At 49.7% G+C, this 22,103-nt stretch carries 17 protein-coding genes; 5 read left to right on the top strand and 12 right to left on the bottom strand.

The genetic code is table 11. The features are described from left to right. Positions 1-43 precede the first annotated feature (43 nt). On the top strand, positions 44-1,051 hold the full coding sequence (locus EL628_RS06425) for a hypothetical protein (protein ID WP_126579148.1): 1,008 nt from the start codon (positions 44-46) through the stop codon (positions 1,049-1,051). A 90-nt stretch (positions 1,052-1,141) separates the two neighbouring features. On the opposite strand, the gene EL628_RS06420 is transcribed toward EL628_RS06425, so the two are convergent. From EL628_RS06420 to EL628_RS06380, 9 genes are all read right to left on the bottom strand, one after another. Further along, positions 1,142-1,879, bottom strand: coding sequence for an SDR family oxidoreductase (locus tag EL628_RS06420; protein ID WP_126581886.1), 738 nt, complete (start codon positions 1,877-1,879; stop codon positions 1,142-1,144). Between the two features lie 14 nt (positions 1,880-1,893). Next, complete coding sequence (locus EL628_RS06415) at positions 1,894-3,270, bottom strand: FAD-binding oxidoreductase (protein WP_126579147.1); 1,377 nt, start codon at positions 3,268-3,270, stop codon at positions 1,894-1,896. Between the two features lie 149 nt (positions 3,271-3,419). Further along, a complete protein-coding gene (locus tag EL628_RS06410) occupies positions 3,420-4,187 on the bottom strand; it encodes a hypothetical protein (protein WP_126579146.1) in 768 nt (255 codons plus the stop codon). A gap of 86 nt (positions 4,188-4,273) precedes the next feature. Further along, positions 4,274-4,579, bottom strand: coding sequence for a hypothetical protein (locus tag EL628_RS06405; protein ID WP_126579145.1), 306 nt, complete (start codon positions 4,577-4,579; stop codon positions 4,274-4,276). A 241-nt stretch (positions 4,580-4,820) separates the two neighbouring features. Continuing rightward, complete coding sequence (locus tag EL628_RS06400) at positions 4,821-6,293, bottom strand: NADH-quinone oxidoreductase subunit N (RefSeq protein WP_126579144.1); 1,473 nt, start codon at positions 6,291-6,293, stop codon at positions 4,821-4,823. Between the two features lie 81 nt (positions 6,294-6,374). After that, a complete protein-coding gene (locus EL628_RS06395; protein WP_126579143.1) occupies positions 6,375-7,967 on the bottom strand; it encodes a complex I subunit 4 family protein in 1,593 nt (530 codons plus the stop codon). Positions 7,968-7,977: 10 nt separating this feature from the next. Then, positions 7,978-10,164, bottom strand: coding sequence for an NADH-quinone oxidoreductase subunit L (gene nuoL / locus EL628_RS06390; RefSeq protein ID WP_126579142.1), 2,187 nt, complete (start codon positions 10,162-10,164; stop codon positions 7,978-7,980). A 4-nt stretch (positions 10,165-10,168) separates the two neighbouring features. Further along, positions 10,169-10,519 carry an NADH-quinone oxidoreductase subunit NuoK gene (gene nuoK, locus EL628_RS06385; RefSeq protein WP_126579141.1) on the bottom strand — a complete coding sequence of 117 codons (351 nt, stop codon included), beginning with the start codon at positions 10,517-10,519 and terminating at the stop codon, positions 10,169-10,171. 5 nt (positions 10,520-10,524) lie between these two features. Then, positions 10,525-11,046 (bottom strand): NADH-quinone oxidoreductase subunit J family protein, encoded by a 522-nt coding sequence (locus tag EL628_RS06380; protein WP_161975308.1) that lies wholly within the window; start codon positions 11,044-11,046, stop codon positions 10,525-10,527. Positions 11,047-11,455: 409 nt separating this feature from the next. On the opposite strand from EL628_RS06380, the gene EL628_RS06375 reads away from it, so the two are divergent. Next, entirely contained in the window at positions 11,456-13,732 is a 2,277-nt protein-coding gene (locus EL628_RS06375) for a protein kinase family protein (protein ID WP_126579139.1), read from the top strand. Positions 13,733-13,921: 189 nt separating this feature from the next. Here EL628_RS06375 and EL628_RS06370 read toward each other — a convergent pair whose 3' ends face one another. Continuing rightward, a complete protein-coding gene (locus EL628_RS06370) occupies positions 13,922-15,247 on the bottom strand; it encodes a calcium:cation antiporter (RefSeq protein WP_161975307.1) in 1,326 nt (441 codons plus the stop codon). Positions 15,248-15,832: 585 nt separating this feature from the next. On the opposite strand from EL628_RS06370, the gene EL628_RS06365 reads away from it, so the two are divergent. Continuing rightward, positions 15,833-16,453 (top strand): hypothetical protein, encoded by a 621-nt coding sequence (locus EL628_RS06365; protein ID WP_126579137.1) that lies wholly within the window; start codon positions 15,833-15,835, stop codon positions 16,451-16,453. A gap of 579 nt (positions 16,454-17,032) precedes the next feature. Here EL628_RS06365 and EL628_RS06360 read toward each other — a convergent pair. Continuing rightward, positions 17,033-19,018: a glycoside hydrolase family 15 protein gene (locus EL628_RS06360; RefSeq protein WP_126579136.1), complete on the bottom strand. Its 1,986-nt coding sequence runs from the start codon at positions 19,016-19,018 to the stop codon at positions 17,033-17,035. 311 nt (positions 19,019-19,329) lie between these two features. On the opposite strand from EL628_RS06360, the gene EL628_RS06355 reads away from it, so the two are divergent. Then, positions 19,330-20,184, top strand: coding sequence for a hypothetical protein (locus EL628_RS06355; RefSeq protein ID WP_126579135.1), 855 nt, complete (start codon positions 19,330-19,332; stop codon positions 20,182-20,184). 198 nt (positions 20,185-20,382) lie between these two features. Next, positions 20,383-20,727 carry an RNA-binding regulator gene (gene rbp, locus EL628_RS06350; protein ID WP_126579134.1) on the top strand — a complete coding sequence of 115 codons (345 nt, stop codon included), beginning with the start codon at positions 20,383-20,385 and terminating at the stop codon, positions 20,725-20,727. Between the two features lie 119 nt (positions 20,728-20,846). Here the strand turns inward: rbp and EL628_RS06345 are convergent, their stop codons facing one another. Further along, positions 20,847-21,809 (bottom strand): aldo/keto reductase, encoded by a 963-nt coding sequence (locus EL628_RS06345; RefSeq protein ID WP_126579133.1) that lies wholly within the window; start codon positions 21,807-21,809, stop codon positions 20,847-20,849. Positions 21,810-22,103: the final 294 nt, after the last annotated feature.

Below are 22,103 nucleotides of genomic sequence, written 5' to 3'. Positions count from 1 at the left end.
TTATGTTTATAATTGATGTTGTGTTCTCAGGGAGTTGAGTACTGTGTTCAAAACTTTCTTCAAACGTATTGCGTTGCTCTTGTTTGCTGTAGCCAGCGTCTCTCTTCTTATTTTACTCTCGACGCCTGCTACTTTGCTCCATGCTGCCAGTAGGGTAAGCGCTGATACGACGCCGACGCCTTCTGCAACGGCGACTACGACTGTAACGCCTACTGCAACGGCAACTACAAGCACTCAGACAGTATCACTGAGTATGCCAAATACACAAAGTCTACTGGGCCATCCAGGCACGAAAATCACTGTGACTGGCACAGGATTTACACCTGGTAGCACAGTCAATCTGTATACAACCCTTAATTCCTCAACCTGCGGCGCGAATCAGGGTCTCTCACCTTTAGGAACAAATAATACCGCTTCTGTTCAGGCCGATAAAACGTTCTCGCTGTCAACCGTCTGGCCACAAAATGCGGGGCTTGCGGCTACCTCGTATTATATCTGTGCGGTCTCAGCTAATGCGCCCGATGAAAAGGCGGTCTCGACTCAACAGTTCACTGTAGCTCAAGATGTCACGGTGACGATTGCACAATCTGCGGTGAATCCTGGCGATACGATTATTATTTCTGGGCAGAACTGGGTCCCAGCTCAAAAGCTCTCGGTGGGCCTTGTCTCCAATGGCAGTACTGATATCACTCAGGCTATTGCCAGTGGAAACGTTAAACCTTCCACTAATGGTGATTTTCAAACGACGTTGATCTTGCCTAAGGATATTCCTAATGGGGCCTATACAATTATTGTCGTTGCCACAAACGAGCCCACACTCAAACTGGTGAAGGACAATTTTATTACGATTGGCTCTTCGGTAACTCCTACTCCTACGACTGGTGTTACACCAACTGCTCAGGCCACACCTACACCCACGCCTGCGGCTGATACTACTTCCAGTGGCGGTACCTCCGGCACGACCATTCTGATCTTTGCAATGGGCGGGCTCGGCATTATCCTGGTCATTATCGGCATTATTATGCTCTCCGTCTACTCACGCCATAATTAATCGCTTCATTGTTACCATTCATGATGGCACGTGGGGATTGATCTTTCCACAACCATCATGAATGATAAGCCAGCACCCAGATGCCATGACCTAGAGAGATAGCTTCTTAAAGATGCTCTCTGGAATGCTTTTGATGATCAGCATAATGGGCCGCCAATAGCCGGGGAGATACACAATATCTTTCCCTTTGAGCATAGCCTGATAGATTCCCTGTCCCACCGCATCCGGCCTGGCAAAGAGGAGACCTTTTTTCATACCAGCTGTCATAGGGGTATCGACAGTCCCCGGTTTGATGGTGACAACCGCAACATTCGCCTTCGCCAGACGATTGCGCAGACCCTGTAGGAAGGCGCTGACTGCCGCTTTCCCAGTTCCATACACATAGTTACTCTGACGCCCACGCTCGCCTGCTACAGATGAAATCACAGCGATACAGCCATGGCGCTGCTGCTCAAAATAGTTGGCACTAATGGTCAAGAGTGAGACAACACTGATAAAGTTTGTGTTGAGCTCTTGTAAGGTCTCGGCTACGCTGAGCTCACACTTCCTCTGATCTCCCAATGTGCCATGTGCAATCAAAAGCATATCCAGCCCTCCCAGGGCTGCGATGGCTTCATTCAACAGCGCTTCATGACGATCCAGTTCGTTCAGATCAAAGAGGCCAGTCTCTACCCTTCTGGCACCACGAGCCTTGAGATCATTAGCTACTACTGCCAGCTTACTTTCTGTACGTGCAACCAGGAAGAGCTCAGCTCCGTCTTTTGCAAAACACCTTGCTGCCTCATGGGCCAGAGCAGAGGTTGCTCCAAGAATTAAGACTTTCATGATTTCTTGTCTTTCCACTAGAAAATGTTGTTGCTTCTACTGGCTACAGGAATGGGCTCCTCAATTGAAGAGGAGGTGACACGACGCCAGAAGCTTGATGAAAATTTAGGATCGATGTACTGGGCAAAGTTCTGCCACTGGGGGTAGTAGGTCTGAAAGCTCTCCGGACTCATACGAGCGTCCTTCGCTGGATAGACGACTCCTCCACTCTGGATAATACAATGGTCCAGGTCATCCAGCAGGCGTAAGGTCTTGCGCCCGTGATACGAAAAGTCGAGGGCCAGGGTCAGCCCTGGACGGGGAAATGAGAGCATGCCAGGTGATTTCACTGCTCCAAAGGTCTTGAGAACAGTCAGGAACGAGCCCTCGCCAGATGAGCGGATGCGACCAAGTACTTCCCGCATAGCCTCCCGCGCCGTCTCAAATGGCACCACAAACTGATATTGGAGGAAGCCGCGTTTCCCATACATCCGATACCATTCATAGATCGAGTCTAGCGGATAAAAGAAAGGATTATAGGGCACTACTTTATGCATCTCTTTGCTCAGTTGTACATTGTGATACAGCTGATTAAAGGCTTTAATGGTCAGAGAGTTCAGCACAATTGATGGGAAATCAATTGGAATAGCGAGAGGCAACGGCTGTCCTGGAACCTTCTCATTTAAAGCTGGATCTTGATTATTGTTGCCACGCATAAAACGACCTCGACATAAACGATCTCCACCTACCAGGAGATCGACCCAGGACATCGAGTACTCATACTTCTGGTCGGATTCTTCCGAAAGCGCAAAAAATTCATCTAGTGATTCAAATCGAATTGATTCCATATCAATATATGGGTTGACGATACGCTTTAACTGGAATTCAGCCCAGAGAATCAATCCTGTTAAACCCAGCCCACCAATGGTCGCACAAAAAAGCTCGCTATTCTGTGTCGGTGAGCAGATCAGTTGTTCGCCGCTGGAGCGTAAAAGAGCAAACTGCGTGACATGGCAGCCAAAGGTTCCGGCTTTATGATGATTTTTTCCATGCACATCATTGGCGATTGCTCCTCCCACCGACACAAATTTTGTGCCCGGTGAGACTGGTAGAAACCAGCCATGCGGTACAACGACGTCCAGAATCTGCGCAAAGGAGACGCCTGCCTCGCAACGAATCAATCCTGTTGCAGGGTCAAACGATTGCAGCCGATTAAGATGATGCATATCCAGCAGGATACCACCATCGTTTAAGCAGCTATCTCCATAACTACGACCATAGCCATAGGGAAGAATGGACAGCTCACATTGCGATAGATCAGGAAGCTCATCCCGCCAGTAGGGGGTAATGACGTTTGCTGGTCGGGAGATTGGATAACGCCCCCAGGAATGTGGGGCAGGTTGTGTCTGGTCCATACACTATCTATTCCTTAACGGTTGGTTTCTTCGATCAAAAAGTCATGGTTTTCTTTCAGTATAGCATGCTCACTTGAGTTTGAGCCAACAAGAAGGCCGTCTTCCCATATGCAGGAAGGCGGCCTTCTTGTTGGCTCAAACTCAAGCGATTATTTCTTCTTTGCCAGCTTATTGATCTCATGCAGATCTTTGGCTGCCGCATGGAGATCTTTATGAATGGTGGTCTCAGCCTGATCCAGCGTCTTTAGATTGGTCTCGTAGACATCGCGATGATTGTTATAGTTATCTACAGTCAACTGAGCAATCGCAGTCTGAGCAACATCGATCTGGGCCTCAGCCTCGGTCAGGTTGCTCTTATAATCGGTAAAGTCCTGCTTGGCCTGATCCTGCTTATCGGCTGGTACCTTATCCAGAGTTGACTCAAGCTTGGACTTCAAATCCTCCAGAGTGTCGCGCAACTGAAGCTCAACATCCAGATGCAGACGTTTGGTATCACGAGGAATCACTACAGCAAAAATACGGAACTGGGTATAAATGGTTTTGGCCTCTTCACGAGCCGTTTTCGCATCGGTCGTGGCATCAATCTTTGTCTTTAGATCGTTTAAACCATCTTTATCCGCTTTGATATTGCCCTGGAGATTATCAGCCTCGGTGTCCGAGATATGATGCTTCTGCTGGAGATCGGTCACCTTTGTAGAAAGCTTCACCAGAGCGTCCTGGCGCTCCTGAATACGCTGATCAGCAAAGGTAATCACACATTGTACATCCTTAGCACCACAGCTCTGATTGGGCTTTGTGTCCTGCGGAGCGGCCAGAGCAGCGCCTGAAAGAACAGCGGTTAAGGAGACAGCAGTTAACATACTGGCTAAAGGTAAACGGCCCGGCAATTGACGAACCAGTTGAGAAATCTTCTGCATTGAATCAGCCTCTTTCGTAATAAATGTCGTATTGTATCGATCCATTGGAAACTATACATTCATAGATGAACCGAAGATTCGATCTGTCAGGGAACCTGATTTTCGTCTTCGCTATTTTTTGTGCTGGTTGCTGTGGCGACATCATTTTTGGTCCCATCCAGCGAACCCAGAATATCCTGTACCTTCTGATCCCCATCGTTAACCTGGGTCGCAGGGTCGCTAGAGGTAGCCGTTGGGGTAACCTGGGTACTGCCTGTATTCTGGCTGGTAGTATTGGTAGAACCGGTTGGTGTGCTCGATGCGGCCCCGCCACAAGCGGTCAGGACACAGAGCAGCAGCGCCAGCAGGCCGATCACAAGCAATGCCTGCATACGACGTGAAAATCCACGCATGAATATTCCTCTCCTCGCTTCAAACCATTTTCAAAAGTATCATTGTCATAATTGTCATTGTTATCAATATGAAGGTCTCATCTCACCCTTCTGTCCTGCTCGCCTTCACAGCTCTTATTCTAGCGTAGAGATTTCAAGACTTTCTCAAGACAGTCTAAAGGTTTGCTCTATCTTTTCTCTCCAACACGCAAAAAAACCAGGAACGTCAGGCGTTCCTGGTTTTTTTGCGTGTTGGAGAGTTCTATTTGAGCAAGAAGAGCAGGCTCTGAGCCGCTGGCGTCGCGATATTCAGAACAAACTGAACTGCAACCGTTAAGACAAGCAGAGCTGCCGTCGCCAGCACCATAGAGGTGCTCAAACCCCAGGTTGGCGTGATGCGCTCGGTTTTGCCTGGCTCGTCAAAGAACATGGTCTTGATCAGACGACCATAGTAGACCAGTGAGACGATGCTATTGAGCAGCGCAACTACGACCAGCCACTGCTGGCCCAGATTCCAGGCCGCTGTGAAAAGCACAACTTTGCTCAAGAAGCCCGCCAGCGGTGGAATACCAGCCAGCGAAAGCAGACAGAAAGCGGTACAGACGCTCAACAGAGGCGAGCGCTTCCACATCCCACGGAAATCATCGACTGTCTCGCCACCAGTAAGATTGGCCAGAGCAATAATGCCGCCAAAGGCACCCAGGTTCGTGATCACATAGATCAAGATGAAGAACAACAGAGCGGCATTACCGGCAGCATTATTACTCGCCAGACTGGCAACAAACCCGACGAGCAGATAACCAGCCTGCGCAATGCTCGAATACGCCATCATACGACGGACATTCTTCTGCACTGCCGCCACCAGATTCCCCAGCGTCATGGTCATGACGGCAATAATGGCAATGACCAGCACCAGTGAAGTCAGATTCACCTGACCCAGGCCGCCATAGATGAAGACGCGGATCAACGCGGCAAAACCAGCAGCCTTGGAACCTACGGAGAAGAAGGCCGTTGCAGGAGCAGGCGCACCCTCGTAGATATCAGGAGCCCACATATGGAAAGGCACCGCTGAGATCTTAAAGCCAAAACCGGCCATAATCAGAACGTCCGCAACGATCACCAGCAGGTTACCATCATGCAGGCTGGTCTTGAAGGTCTGTGCAATACCAACCAGATCAGTTGTACCGGTCAGACCATACAGCAGGGCAAAGCCATACAGCAGGATCGCTGAAGACATACCGCCCAGCAGGACGTACTTCACCGCAGCCTCAGAGGACTTGGCACTTCCACGCAGCATACCCGCCATCACATAGAGCGGAATACTGGTCAGTTCCAGTGCAATGTAGATCGTGATCAGCTCGCCTGTACTGGCCATAAACATCATGCCAGCAACCGAGAAGAGCATCAGCGAAAAAAATTCGCCATCAGCCTTCACATACTTGCCCACATAATCGTACGAGGCCAGAATCATCACGGCAGCTATGAGAATAAAGATAATATTAAAGAAGATCGCATACTGGTCAATCACCAGCATACCAAAGAAAGCCGTTTGTGGCTTTGTATAGGTTACTGCCTGCGCAATCAAGAAGGCCGCAGGTACAATCAAGCCAATCAACGCGGTTCCAGCAATGATTACACGGCGTTTCACAAACAGATCTACCGTCATCACCACCAGAGCCAGCAGCGTGACCGTCAGCGCCGGCGCTAGCAGGTAGAGATCAGACACTCTAAACATAGTTACTCCTTACCCCTGGACACCCGTATGATCCGAAACAAGGCAGGCCTCGCTCGGATCATTTTCACCAGGGGCATATACCTACTTAATACTCGCCACAGCCTGAACGATCGGATGCAGGCTGCTAGTAATCACGTCAATCAGCGGAGTAGGATAGACACCTACAAAGACGATCAGACCCGCTAGCGCAAACAACGGAATCAGCTCACGAGGCGAGGCGTCGGGCAGCCAGTTCCACTTGGCATTGAAGGGACCAAAGAAGACACGCTTGATCATCCACAACAGGTAGGCAGCAGTCAGGATCATCGTAAAGACTGCAACAGCTGTTGGAATCGTCCAGATGCGGAAGCTGCTGGTGAAGACCATATACTCAGCGACAAAACCAGCCAGTCCAGGCAGTCCGAGAGAAGCCATGGCGGCAAAGGTAAAGAGCGTCCCAAGCATTGGCATCCGCTTGGCCACACCACCAAAGACCTCAATCTCACGGGTATGAGCCTTATCATAGATCACACCAACGCAGAAGAAGAGCAGTCCGGTAATAATGCCATGGCTGAACATCTGTAGGGTCGCTCCAATCAGAGCCGCATCGCGGAACGTCTGATCACCAGCCCCCTGGAAGATTCCGTTGCCAGCTCCAACAGCAGCCGCAACCCCCAGGAGAATGATCCCCATATGGCTGACGCTCGAATAGGCAATCAGCTTCTTCATATCCTTCTGCACCAGACAGATCGCCGCGCCATAGATGATATTAATGACGGCAATGACTGCCAGCCAGCCAGCAAAATCATGTGCACCGCTGGGGAAAAGGGTCAGGCAGAAGCGGATCAGGCCATAGGCACCCATCTTTAGCAGCACGCCAGCCAGCAATACGCTGACCTCGGTAGGAGCATCTGTGTGTGCATCTGGCAGCCAGGTATGGAATGGGAACATTGGAATCTTCACTGCAAAGGCCATAAAGACCAGCAGGAAGGCCAGCAGTTGCGCGCTAACCGTAATTCCCAGGACGGTCGCATTGCCAGTCAACAGATTTCCAGTCTGAGAGAGCATCGTCATGTCGCCAGTATGGCGGGTAAAGTACACGAACAGGAAGCCAGCCAGCATAAACACACTGCCAAAGAATGTGTACAGCAGGAACTTCCAGGCTGAGTAGATACGGCCTGGGACGCCATGTTTGATGGCATCGCTGCCCCAGATACCGATCAGCAGGAACATCGGAGCCAGCTCAACCTCCCAGAAGAGGAAGAAGAACAGGATATCCAGCGCCATAAAGACGCCCATCACGCCAGCTTCCAGGAAGAGCAGCAGGGCGAGATAGTTCTTGACATCCTTCTTTTCCCAGCCACCGATGACGGCCAGCATGGTCAGCAGGCCATTTAAAACGACCATCGGCAGGCTCAGACCATCGACTCCCAGAAAGTAGTCAATCTTCAGGTTCGTGGAACCGATATTGAAATTGATCCAATTGGCCTGCACTGCATAAGGGAGGTGTTGCAGATCACCGAAACCAGTTCCCTTTGCCTGGATGATAAAAAACACCACAAGGGTGAATGCAAACGTTAATGCTGACGCCCCGAGGGCAGCCCAGCGCGCCCACTTCGTAGGCAGAACATAGACTACCAATGCACCGATCACCGGCAGCAGGATAATCCATGTCAGCAGATTCTGAAAGATCATCAGTTTATCCTTACTTTACGACGGTTGTGACCAGCACAATGACGAGCACAGCTAAGATAGCCACACCACCAAAGAAACCAATCATATAGGACTGTACTCTACCAGTCTCCAGGTGGCGCATACCGCGACCCAGACCAGTAACTCCCTGCGCAACCCCGTTTACAACACCATCAACGATATAGGTATCAAACAACTGCGCCGCTCGGGAGATGCCACCCAGCACCAGACCCTGTGCAATCCAGTTGTAGAGATCATCGATGTAGTAACGGTTAAAAAGAATGCGATGCGCGGTCCGCAAAACTGCATTTGACTCGACAAAAGAGCCAATCTTTGCAAACTCAATCCGACCATAAATGCCCAGTGCGATGCCCAGACCCACAAAAGAGACCAGCACACCAACCCAGGTATCCGGGCTAGACAGCAAACGGACAAAATCCAGATTGTGGATCTCTTCACTACCAGGAGTGGCATAGGTGAAGAAATTAAACCAGTAGCCAGCCAGAACCGAAGGAATAGTCAGCAGCAGCAGAGGAATGGTCATCGTCCGAGGAGACTCATGGACCTCACCTGTTCCACGATAGGTGCCACCCCATAGACCAAAGAACTTCCCCTGAGGTCCACCAAAGGCCAGGATAAAGGCACGCAGCATGTAGAAGGCCGTCATACCAGCGGTCAGCAGCGTCAGAACGTAGATACCCCAGTTCTGATGCTCAAATGCCAGCCCGATAATCTCTTCTTTACTATAGAAACCGGAGAAAAATGGGAAGCCAGAGATTGCCATCGTTGCGACCAGCCAGGTGAAAGCCGTAATTGGCATTCGTGTCGCCAGACCGCCCATCAGACGCACATCCTGAACCTCTTTGTGCATCGCATGGTGGAGACCATGCAGCACACTACCAGCGCCCAGGAAGAGCAGCGCTTTGAAGAAGGCATGAGTGAACAGGTGGAACATACCAGGACCAGCACCATACTCCGGACCCGCAATACCCAGACCAGCAAACATATAGCCCAGCTGACTGATCGTCGAGAAGGCCAGCACACGCTTGAAGTCCGACTGCACCAGAGCAATAGTCGCCGCAAAGAAAGCCGTCAGTGTTCCAACCCAGGCCACCACCTGGAAGGCAATTGGATCAGCCGAAGCAAAGAGAGGATAGGTACGAGCAACCATATAGACGCCAGCAGCAACCATGGTCGCAGCATGGATCAGCGCACTGACCGGTGTCGGACCTTCCATAGCGGAGGGCAGCCAGGTATGCAGAGGCAACTGAGCGGATTTACCAATAGCGCCACAGAAGACCAGCAGCATAGCAACAGCCAGCAGGCCTTTATCCATATGCTGAACGCCTGGCAGAATCTTGCTAAACTCGAAGGAGCCCGTATTCACAAACAGGATCATGATACCGAGAATAAAACCGACATCACCGATACGGTTCATCACAAACGCTTGCAATGAAGCACCGGCGGGGGCAGGACGCTGCTCCTCTGGTCTGGCTCGCTTATTGATCCAGAAGCCAATCAGCAGATATGAGCTCAGACCTACCAGTTCCCAGCCACAGAAGATCACCAGGAAGTTCTGTGCAAAGACAATCACCAGCATTGAGAAGGCGAACAACGACAGGTAGGCATAAAAACGCGCATACCCTGCGGAGTTCTCCATATAGCCCTGAGAATAAAACTGGACGAGCAGAGCAATTGTCGTCACCACCACCAGCATCGTAATAGCCAGATGATCAAGTTGGAAGGTGATAGTGTAATTCAATGTACCGAGGTTCAGCCAAGTATAGCTCAGAACCTGAATTGCATACTGCTTGCCATCTGGTGACAGTTGACGCAGAGCATCGGGGAACACAAGAGAATGGATAAGTAAGGTCCAGGAATACAAACAAGCCAGGGCCATAATCGCAATTGCTGCGTAGGCGCTAACTTTAGCACCAGTCGACAGAGCCGGGACCTTCGGGTCCTCATCGTCATCCAGACCGTGTGCATCGTGACCGTGATCTGCTACAGCATGATCGTCATGACCATGGGAAGAGCCCGGAAGCTCGTGAGCATCATGCGAATGATGATCATCATGCGTCGTTGTCGGAGTCGCTACGCGTGGGCGGCTAAGCAAGTCCCAGACGCGTGTGCCAAAGATGATGACAGCGAAAGCGAGCAGCGGTGCGAGCAGAATTGTCCAGGAAAGTTGATACAACATCGATTCACCACTTCATCATATCGATCTCGCCAACATCCACTGTATCACGTTTGCGATAGATCGCGATAATCATCGCCAGGGCGACCGCCGCCTCTGCCGCAGCAACAGTGATAATAAAGATAGCGAAGATCTGTCCAGTCAAATGTCCGGCATAGTTGCCAAAATCTCCGGCAACCGTGGCGCTTTTTGACTGATTAAAGAACGAAAAACCTACCATGGTGATATTGACGGCATTCAACATAATCTCAATGCCCATCAATACGGCGATTGCATTGCGTTTAGAGATCGCCCCATACAGTCCAATGCAAAACAGCACAGCACCGAGGATTAAAAAGTGATCGAGCGTCAGTCCCATATCGTTTAATCCTCTCTACCAATCACAATGGCACCCACAATCGCCACCAGCAATACAAATGACGCTATCTCAAAAGGGAGCACAAAGCTGTAGGTTGTTGGGCTATAGAGCAGTTGACCAATACGTACGACATTGTTGACTGTGGACTGCACTCCGTTGCCAGTTCGCGCAATAGCGATCGAACTGTTCAGCAGGGCATAGACGATGGTACCACCAACCAGCGCACAGATGACCACAGCGGTGGGCCACAATCGATTGGTCGGATTCGTGCTGGTCCGGCCAGTAATACGTGTTAGCATCAGCGCAAACAAGATCAGGATGCTCACCGCGCCTGCGTAGACGAGAATCTGCACAATGGCGATGAACTCAGCATTGAGCAGCACGTAGATACCGGCTGCCATTGCAAAGAACGCAACAAGTGCCAGAGCACTATGCACAATGTTGCGAAACGCTACCACCGACAAAGCCAGGCCCACCAGGAGCGCGGCAAAGATCCAAAACAGGACGGTGGTTAAATCCCAGTTCATAAAAATACATACCTCCGGTATATCGGATCGTAAATTCAGGCTCATGCCAGAGGAAGAATGTACATCCAAATTTGTTGGTTATCTGCTACTCGTTATTGTATCATCCTCTACCCCATGACGTAACATCAGCATAGAAGGGGGGTGATAGAAAGCGTGCATTGTCCCTTTGGGATTCTAACAAAATGCGCCCTTTATGACAAGGGTTAGTCCGACTAAGATGATGGTACTATTCATTTCACTCTCCCCCTTTGCCTTCCCTTATAGTACGGTGCATCTCCTTGCTTATGGCATATTTGGCCCTGGTACCTATGACCTCCTGCCTACTGGCAGGCCCAACCCCACAGACGGCGCTTCCCTTATGCTATAATTTCCAGAGAAGTAAATTTTACACAAAAGGCGTATTTTTGGCATGAGCGCAACACACTCAACATCTGAACAGGGCCATTTCGATAGTCTTCTTTGCAAACGTTGTTCCACAACGTTACCACCTAATGCCCTTTTTTGTGGCAAATGTGGCGAGCGCGTAGAAATACAGAATGGGAGCAATCCCAGGCTTCAGCAGACAATCGCTACTCGTTATCGCATTATGTCGTTGGTACGCAGGCGCTCATCTTCTCAGTTGCTCCGCGCCTTTGATACTCAACATCAACGCTCCGTGATTATTCAGGATATCGATTGCAAAAGTCTGGCCCCTCTATCCCGCACCCAGGTAATAGCGGCACTCCAGAAAGAGTATGATCTTTTCCAACAGCAGAATATAGCACACATTATCCCTTTTATAGATATACAGTCTACACCCGATCATGTCTATTTGATCTCACGATGGAATCTCAATCAGAAAGATGACCGTACGGCGACGGCCAGTAAAGCCAATCAATTGTTAACATTAGAGGAACTGTTGCAGAGTGGGATCGGCTTGCCCGATGAACAGGTGGCAATCTCCTGGGTCCAGCTCTTTAGCAAGACGCTGGCTCAACTTCATCGTCAACAGATCTTTGTGGTTGAACTCGATCCTCAGTCGATCTTTGTAAGCGAGCCAGGCTACGCTGCACAACCAGCACTGGCCGTCTCCTGGCTCCCGACGGAGCTTCGTCAGCAACTCTCTCCTCTTGCAGCTGAGGGAGGTCCTTATCTGGCCCCTGAGGTGCTCCAGGGTCAGGTAGATGCTCGCTCAGATATCTATAGCCTGGGGGCAGTTCTCTATCTCCTGCTCACCGGCACACCACCACCAGATGCAGCAACCCGAGCCCGGCTGCCTTTACCTTCCCTCCATGAGCTCAATCCACGGATCAGTCACCCTCTTGAGACCATTATTACTCAGGCACTCTCGCTTGAACCTTCAGATCGCTATCAAAGCGCCGATGAACTATCTGAGATCCTTTTTCGCTTAGGCTTAAATATGTTGGCTCAGCAGCAAAGTCGCCAGAACACTGCCCGTATGAGCAAAGGTTCGGCACGCACCAGAACGACAAAAGAAGAGATACTGATCACTTCTACTGAGGCCGATCATAAAAGCAACAAGGAGCTCACAGACGTTAGTACATCTGAAGAGGCTACGATCTCGGTTATCCCCCTCCAGGTTCAGTTGGCGCGGCGCTATCTGTCTAAACTGAAAACCGGCGCGTTGGGGACGGGCGAGATCCCTAAGAGGGAGGCTTTCGTGGAAGAAGGGCAGGGCACACCCATTCCCATTGAAAAACAGACACCTACTGGCACGACTGTTGATGATCTTCAGCAGGATTTATCACCATCCGAAAAAGGTCTGAGTAAGAAGAAAGTAGCGAAGGTCTCACCTTCTCCATCTGACGCAAAGAGTGGTCATCACTCAGCTACTGATACTGTTCATCCTTCAACGACTCCTTCTGCTGAGGAGAGGGCCGCCAGAGCCGCCGAGGAGATCGCTGCTCTGGACACCGTTATTGTGCCCGATGGACAACGCGCTCTTGCAGCCGCACATCTTCAGTCTGTTGCTGAGGATGTGTCCACAGGTGCGCAGGAGACTGAGGATGTGTCTACAGTGACGCAGGAGACTGAATCGTCGGTTCCATCAACCGAAAGTTCTGCTGCTCTACAGACCGAACAGAGCTCTAAAGAAGATGCAGTGACACGGCTGAAAAATTTCTTTACTGGACCTTTACCCGCCATTCCACGCACCAGCCTCCCCAAATTGCCCATTCCTAAGCTCGCTGGCGAACAGAGACAGGGAGATACAGCGCTCAAACGTTTGCAGCGCTTTCTGGTGGGAGAGCAGGTTCAGCAGACGAGCTCAGCGGCGCTAATCGAGACGCCTTTGCGTATTCAGCCGAATCAGGGCTATTCTATTCGCATCCACATTATGGGGCGCAATTCTCCAAAAGGTGAGGGTAGCAATGCGTCTGGACTCGGTAATCTGGTTGAAGGGGAGATAGCTCATATTGAGGTGCGTTCAGCTCTCTATCAGAACTATGCCTACATTGTACAGCAGGCCGATGTGCGGATTCCAGCTGAAGGCTTTGTTGCTGAAGTCACGATGCCTATGCAGGCCTGGACCAATGGCCCCAATGGACGCCGCGAACGCCTGCATGTCTTCTTTATGGATGCGGCCCGCAATCCTCTCTATGAGAAACCATTTGTGATCGAGCTCTTTATCTCACACCTTGTACAGTCCGGACGCGAAGGCCATAATGTGCTCTCAATCCCGCTGTAATGTGAGAGCACCAGGATTGTACTGTGCTAGATATGGGTGGGGGTCAATTTATGCAGAGATACAGAGGTGATGCTCGTTATCCTACAACCGTCGTTCATGGTATCTGCTCTGTGCAGAAGACAGGTTTGATGTAAAACCTTCCCTTACTTTGCTCTATACAGATATCATGAACGACGACCAGGGGCAGCTCTAAAAACGGGCGCTTCCAAACATAAAGACGGTTCCACCCATCATTGCATAGAGCAATATCAGCAAAAATCCTTCCAGCCAGACCAGTTCACCATCCTTGGTAATCTCGCTAAAGAGGAAGGTTGCCAGGGCCAGCACACCCAGTTCCAGAATACTAAAGACCAGATCCAACCGTACTGGCATAAACAGACTCACCAGTACAAGGATCGGGGCCATTAATAATGCAATCTGAATCGATGAACCCGCTGAGGCCGCAAGCACCATGCCCATCCGCTTATCCAGTGCCATCGAGATAGTATTAAAGTACTCTGGTAGGCCGCCAATTAATGGTAGGAAGATCAATCCTACAAAAGCCGAATTCCAATGCAGTACCTCAGCCATGGGTTCGATCGAACCCACGAGAATCTCAGACAGAATCCCAACCCCAATCGTTGCACCTATCAGCAGGAACAATCCTTTCCAGAGAGAGGGGCGCGCTTGCTCATGTTCTTTCCCTGCTGCCGTTACTTGCTGACCAGAGATAGCTGCAACAACTTTCTCTGGACTACTTGTGGCGACCGCAACCGCCTCCGGCGCAACCTTTCCGTTGGCCTCATGAGTGACAATAGCATTTAAGGTTTTATCGATGCTCTTCAACACACCAGTCTTCCCTTTTTTGCCATTTGCCAGTACATGCTGTCGATAGGATAAAAGCCGTAAAATCGCTACTTCAGAGCGCGGTCCCAGCAGTGGCTCAAACTCCTCCTCCTCTGATCCACCTTTATCCCCTACCCGAAAGACGCTATAGAGAATCGAGGCCACATATCCAACCAGCAATAGAATCGCAATAAAATCCGAGAGCAACACTCCTCGCTCGATGATCTGAGCCTGATGGGTATGGCTGGCCAGCAGTTCAGCAACCGTGGGAAGCAGTAGACCACCAATACAGAGAGCGAAGAGAGAGGAATATTGATTGGCAGATCGGGCATCAAACTCTTGCCGGCCATGCTTAAAACCGCCCACACAGACAGCTATACCCAGAACCAGCAGGGCGTTGCCCAGAATAGACCCGATAATTGAGGCACTGACGACCTCCACCAGCCCCTTGCTTAGAGCCAGAATACCAATAATCAGCTCAGTAGCATTCCCAAAAGTGGCAAAGAGAAGTCCACCGATCTTCTCTCCTGTATGCTCGGCCACATCCTCAACTCCCTGACCAATTAATGCGGCCAGTGGAATGATCCCCAACGCAGCTATTACAAAGAGGAGTAATGGCGGTATGGTAAAAAAAGATAACACAAAGGCGAGTACAGAAAAGAATAATAAGAAATACAACCAGCGTGGCATGCAATCCTCCAAAAACATAGTGTGATGGGGTCATACCCTCCCAATCCCATCGTCTTCATCATTAGCATCTACCTGCTATCTATACTCTACACTCTAGACAGCGGCATTCAGTTGCAGAAAACCACCTCACAACGGTTCTTATCCCCTCTTTAAAAACGCATACGAGAACGCTCTATCCAATTACGGGGTTCATTGTAGGACTGATTGATGTTCATTAACCACAAGAAGTTCAAAGGTTCCTTAGAACAGGTTATAGGTAGGCTTCCAGTTCCGAATTGGTCTTGTTGTGACAGGTGGAGTTCCGGCAATAAGAAACGTGGCTCGGGAAAAGCAATGTCATTTTAATAAAAAAGAGCGTCTACAAATTTTTTAGGATCAAGTGAAACTCGATACTGAACATCTTCTCCTGGCTCTATCGATTAGTTACGCTTGATTGACAAAAAAAATGAAATTAAGTAAAATAACTCTGAAACATAGAATGATAAAAAAAACGCAATTGTCTGAAGATTACTATAACAAGCGACTGGTTTACTTGTACACTATAGTTGGAATCTGCAAAGAGCATCTAATCAAGGAGATGGCTTTATGGTTCAGTCTTTTATGAGAAAATTCTGCGTTCTGTGTGCTCTCACGATCCTTTTAGTAGCTTGTACTCAGCAGCCATTATCTTCTCAACATCCTTCAGCAATAGCCACTTCTGCACCAACGCTAGCGACACTGCGTCAGAGACCACTTCAGCTTCCCAGGATTTCCACTGATCAATCTTGTCCAGTATCATCTGCCAGACAAATTGATGCTGATTCTCCGATTACTATAGGAAATGGCCCCGCGTATGCAGCTATTGGGCTATCTCAGCCTTCCCAACAACCTGTCCTACTATTTACAGATGCACAACATTATGCAAATGGACAGAGTCAGGGCTGGGGTGGAGCTAAAGTCCGCTGGATAGTCCGTTCCAGTTACTATGGCCCTCTCCTCATTAGAGGTTCCCAACTCGATAATTCGCATCAAATCCGTTTTGATGAAGGGCTACTTTCAGAAATTGCCTTAACAATTCCACAGGGGAACTCTCAACAGTGGTATGATCGACCTTCAGATACACGTCTACAGGTGCCTGGATGTTATGCTTACCAGGTAGATGGAGTAGGCTTTAGTCAGATCATTGTCTTCCAGGCCGTTGTTGAAAAGCAGCAGCCTCCTTTCTAAGCCTTAAGTTGTACAATGCCAGCCCCTCCATTGCATCGTTTCCCATTGAGCTATGGAGGGGTGACCAGAGTGGAGCAGGAGCAGAGGAAAGAGACAAGCGACTTTCCCTACTTTACAGTGTTTTACGCGCGAAAAGGAACAAGATATGACAAGACAAGTAGGGAATGTCGCTTGTCTCCTTCCAAAATTTCCCATTCCGCCATGCCACCCCCTCCATAACATCCTTTCCCGTTTTCCCATTGAGCTATGGATGGGCTCACAGAGCGGAGTGGGAACTGAGGAAAGAGACAAGCGACTTTCCCTACTTTACAGTGTTTTACGCGTGAAAATGAACAAGATACAACAAGACAAGTAGGGAAGGTCGCTTGTCTCCTTCCTAAATTTCCCGTTCCGCCATGCCAGCCCCTCCATAACCTCCTTTCCCATTTCCCGTTTTCCCATTGAGCAATGAAGGGGCTCACACAGCGGAGCAGGAACTGAGGAAAGAGACAAGCGACTTTCCCTACTTGACATGTGATAATGTATTTATTCATGCACGAGGTACGAAAAAAGTTATGTGTTTAAGAATATATGTCACTGCTATGCCTGCAAAGACGCCTGCAATTTCTGGTAACGGCCAAGATACCAGCGGATAGTTAGCACAAATTCGGCATGGCTCCAGGTCAGAGGCGAGACACTTAATGGTTCGCTCGTAAATGGATTGACCTGTTCTGCCATGACTCCACTTAGAAGAGCATGGCTACGTACCCATTCTAATAGGGGCAGGGCCTGCTGTAACTCATCCAATGTTGTGGCATGAGCAATACGATATTGAGCCAGCCAGAGAGTACAGATAAACCACGGGTTTCCCTGTGCCTGCGTCAGATCATGGGTCACTTGATAGTAATAATCGTTCTCATAACGGGCCATCCCACCCACTCCCGTTTTGGCCCAGAGCGTCTGCTCTAGCTGCTGCATCGTGCGCTCTATATGTGGATCGCTGGCGGGCAACATACCAAATTGGAAGACGGCTGCAACGCTGCTATCTAACGTCGTATCTCTACTAATAGAACCATCTTTCGCAACATTGATCATACGTAGAAAGTGGCCGCGCTCTTCATCCCAGAGATAGACTAACACCGCCGCTTTAATCTCCTCTGCCGCCTGACGATAGCTGTTTGCCAGTGCCTCTTCACCAAACAGGGCTGAGAAACGAGCAGCGGCATCCAGACCAGCATAGACTGCTGCCGTAGTATAGGTCAGAATACCACGCCGCTCCTCCCACAGATCATAAGATGAGGCTGGGAGATGCGTATGAGGCTCTCGATAGCTGATCAGAAAATCTGCGGCTGGTGTAATGAGGGTTCGGTAATGTGGCGCGACGAATTCAATATCATGAAAATGATCATAATGCTGCCAGAGGCTATAGAGAACCAGCGCAGTCTCATCTTCTTGAATGGGGAGCTGCGGCTGCCCTTCTTTATCAATCCAGGGATGCCAGCTACTCCCCCAGGAGCGATCCGGGTTATATTTGTGGAGCAGGTAGCCATCCGGAGTGAGAACAGCATTACAGAAATCGTAGAAATTACGGGTAATCTCAGAATAGCCTGCATGGCTCAGTGCATTAGCGACCAGAGCCCCATCGCGGGGCCACATATAGGAATAGCTATCGCGCGAGAAATGCTCAACATCGGCATCGTTGGCGGCGATGATAGCTCCCCCCGCATCAATCTGCGTTCGCAAGATGAGAAGGCTCTGCTTATAAAGCAGAACAAGTTCAGGCGCGAGATTGGCAAAGCGCTGCTGATCTTTGTTTACCCAGCTGCGCCAGTAGTTAGCCGTACGCTGAAGAAATGTCTGCGCACCTCGCTCGATTAATGAATTATTGAGCTCCACAACCTCCGTCAGGCTTCTTCCCACCGCCAGCCAGTGGTACGCTTCAACCATAGCCTGCTCCCCAACAGTACCCAGGTACAGAGCCGATGTACCATCTACCGATCCTTGAGCAATGGGGTTTCGACCCAGCTCTCCATCCTCTGCATCACGCCATGTCCCCTCGGCACCATTGAACTCTTTGATGCCCGTCGCCCAGCTACTAATGCCTGCCTGCGATCCAAATTGCCCATTTTGCAGAAAATAAGCGCTCTCTTTATACGCTACCAGCGATTGGGCCGCCGGGTAATAAAAGACCGTATTTCCGCCGACATCATTATTGATATACCAATCATAGTGAAAAAAGATCCGCACTTCACGAGGCCGATTAGCGAGATTCGTTACCCGTATATGACGCACAAAGATTGGTCGGTAGAAATCAACGGCATCACGAAACTGAACCTGTACTTGTAGACCTGAATGGATAAGTGTTACCTGAGTTGCCAGCGTCTCGGGCTCGTAACGCAGTTCACGCTGCCATTCAAGAGCACCAAGCCACGCAAAAGCCCCATCAACCCAGATGCCCGTCTGCGAAACATTGCCAGCTGTATGGAGCTCTTGACCCACATGCGGCCAATAAATATCGCGCAGGTTATAATTTTTATCAAAATTGATCAATAACTGACCATTCCCCAATGGTAAATCTCTCGGCATCGCCTTCTATTCTCCTTAGCACTTCTCGAGCACTTCTCGCTGACCGCTTCTCTACAAAAAACATGTTCTGAAGAAGCATGTTCCACATCTTCTCTATCATAACTCATACTCAATAAGATGACGTTTATCGGACAAAGAAATAGGGCTTAAAACGGCCCCATGATTCCAAGAATCCTATCACTATGAAACCATGAAAGAGACACCTTGCACAATTCACATTTCTCTGGAATACTCTTACAGAGAAGTTTGTTCTTTTGAAGAACCATTTGGATCACAATTTCGATCACCATTTTATTCACAAAGGTACACCGATGAAACGTAGTCTACTAGCGCGGCTCCGCTTAAATGGTGCTGGCTATCTGCTTAGTGCTTTTTTATTCATTATCTGTATCCCACTCTATCAGATACTTGTGCTTGCGCCAACCGGGTTCAGCGATGCACTGAATGCAGCAGGCAATGGCCAATTTACTGGCTATCTGAGCTGGCTGCATACACATAATCTCTTGTTTATAGGCTATCGCCTGCTCTTATTGATCGCCTTTGCACTTCTGTTTAGCCTCCCATTCTCACTCTTCCGCATTATTGTGGCTCAAGAGCTCCTGGGACAACAGGAACGAGCGGCTGAACTGGAGAATGCTGAGACCGCTGAGAGCACTGAGAGCACTGAGACAGCACCTGAAGAGGAACTATCACAAGCAGAAGACCTGCCTGAAGATGCCTGGCGAGGCAAAGGTTTTATCGTTCTTGCAGCCTGGTCGGGGATGATTGGCCTGGGCCTCTATCTCTTAGTCACACTGATCAGCACCATCTATTTTGTCAGCCTCGGGACTGGCTATACGCAGGGCTCTACTCAACCATCTGCTATCGCAACCTTTGCCAGCCTGTTTGCAATTCTGAGCAATACCGTCGCCATTGGCCTGATCGCGCTCTCCACCTTTTTCTTTGGCGTCATGATTGTTCGCGCACGAGATCTCTGGCCAAAAATGTGGACTGCCTTTGGTTATCTCGCCCTCGTCGTAACAGCACTATTGAGTGGAAGCGCCGTTGCCATTGCCAGCGCACCTGTCACAGGCCAGAGCCTTCTTACAACACCAGCCACGCTTCTCTTTGCCGCCTGGACACTCTGGTTAGGAAGCATGCTAGTCCGTCTACAGCCCGAAGCTTGAGATTAAAAAACTATGTTTGACGCTATTTGAACCATAGTACTTCAAGATGATAAAATTGACAGCAGGAAGGGGAATAATGAGCCACCCCTCCCTGTTTGTAGAAGTAGTATGACATCACATAGCGAATTGTATGCTTCTGTGAGAAACGGTTTCTTCGAGCAACAATGGTTTGGACGATGTCATGACAGGAGCATACATATGAGACTCTACGTTGGTGGCCTTCCTTATCAAACAACTGAACAGGAATTAATCAGCCTGTTTGAACAGGCCGGACAGGTCAGTTCAGCGACCGTCATTATGGATCGAGAGACGGGCCGCAGTAAGGGATTTGGCTTTGTGGAGATGGACAATCCACAGGATGCCCAGTACGCGATGGAGCGCTTGAATGGTTCAACACTGGGCAATCGCACTATTACGGTAAATGAAGCCCGCGAGCGCCCCGCTGGTGGCGGCGGCGGCGGCAACCGTGGTGGTGGCTATCAGAACGGTGGTGGCGGACGTCGCTATGGCGGCAATCGCGGCGGCGATCGCGATCGCTACTAAAAAATCCTCATCTATCTGGCGGTACTCTCACAATCGTCACGAAGAAATTTTAAGGCCAATAACAAAAGCAGATGGTGCAAGAAAGAACTCTTGCACCATCTGCTTTTTCTGCTACCACGTTACTTTACCCACTTTTCAGCGGCTTTGGCAATCTCTGCCTGTTCCTCTGAACTCAAACGCCAGCCCAGTGCCTCTGCATTCTGCTGTGCCTGTTTCTGCGTCTTTGCACCTGGAATGGGAATTATCAGGCTATCTTTATTCAGTAACCAGTTCAAGGCTACCTGCCCCACTGTCTTATCGTGAGCCTGCGCTGCACGCTCCAATACTTGAAAGAGTGGCTCCATTTTCTCAAGCTCATTTGAACGATAGGCTTTCTGTAGACTGCGTGGAAAGGCTGGTCTGAGCTGCTCTACCCCGGGGCGGAATTTTCCTGTCAGCAGACCCTGCTCAAGAGGAGAGTAAGCAATCAGAGTAACCTGGAGCTCTCGACAGACATCCAGTACTCCATTGGCCTCAGGCTTACGATGTAACAGGCTATAATGTACCTGATTAGATGCCAGCGGAATCCCATAGCGCGCCAGACGAGCATGAGCCTGACGCATCTGCTGAGCATTATAGTTGCTTACACCAACTGCCCGCACTTTTTTTGCTCTCACAGCCTCTGCCAGAGCATCCATCAAAGCATCAATACTCAGGAATGTATAGGGCCAGTGAATCTGATACAGATCAATTGTAGAGACGCCCAGGCGCTCTAAGGTCTTATCTAGAGCCGTCAGAAGAGCCTTAGCAGACAAACGGGTTGGCAATGGCGCAAATTTACTGGCAATCAGAATCGGCTGCCCATCCTGTCGCAAACATTCACCTAAGATACGCTCAGACTCTCCATTGCCATAAACCTCGGCTGTATCAAAAAAATTCAGGCCAGCAGCCAGACAAGCTTGATAGGCTTGCGTGACATCCTCTCGCGTATAACTTTTTCCATAGCCCCAGAAGCCTTTCTCTCCCCAACTCCAGATCCCCACTCCGAGCGCTGGAACTCTTATCCCAGTATTACCAAGCTGGCGTTGATCTACTTGCAGCATTCTTAACCTCTTATAACGATACCGATAATCAAGCAAAAAATAAAGACAAGCTATTCTGTATCTCAGAAGGCTTTCTACTAGACTATACAACGAGACGCAGGGTAACTGCGTCTCAGGTATCATTGTGACTGGAGAGCATCTTCATAAAAGCAAACACAAAACACACGCAAAAAAAACGGCCCACCTATAGCCTCTACCACCGCGCCCACAGAGTGGCAGAGAGATGGTCCGCTATGAACAGTATATATCAATTAAAGCATTTACACAAGAACAAAGCTTGAATGGAAAAGCACC

The organism is Tengunoibacter tsumagoiensis (assembly GCF_003967535.1).
Classification (GTDB): domain Bacteria; phylum Chloroflexota; class Ktedonobacteria; order Ktedonobacterales; family Ktedonobacteraceae; genus Tengunoibacter; species Tengunoibacter tsumagoiensis.
Note: the sequence above shows the minus strand (reverse complement) of the source record. Positions and strands in the feature narration are given on the sequence as shown.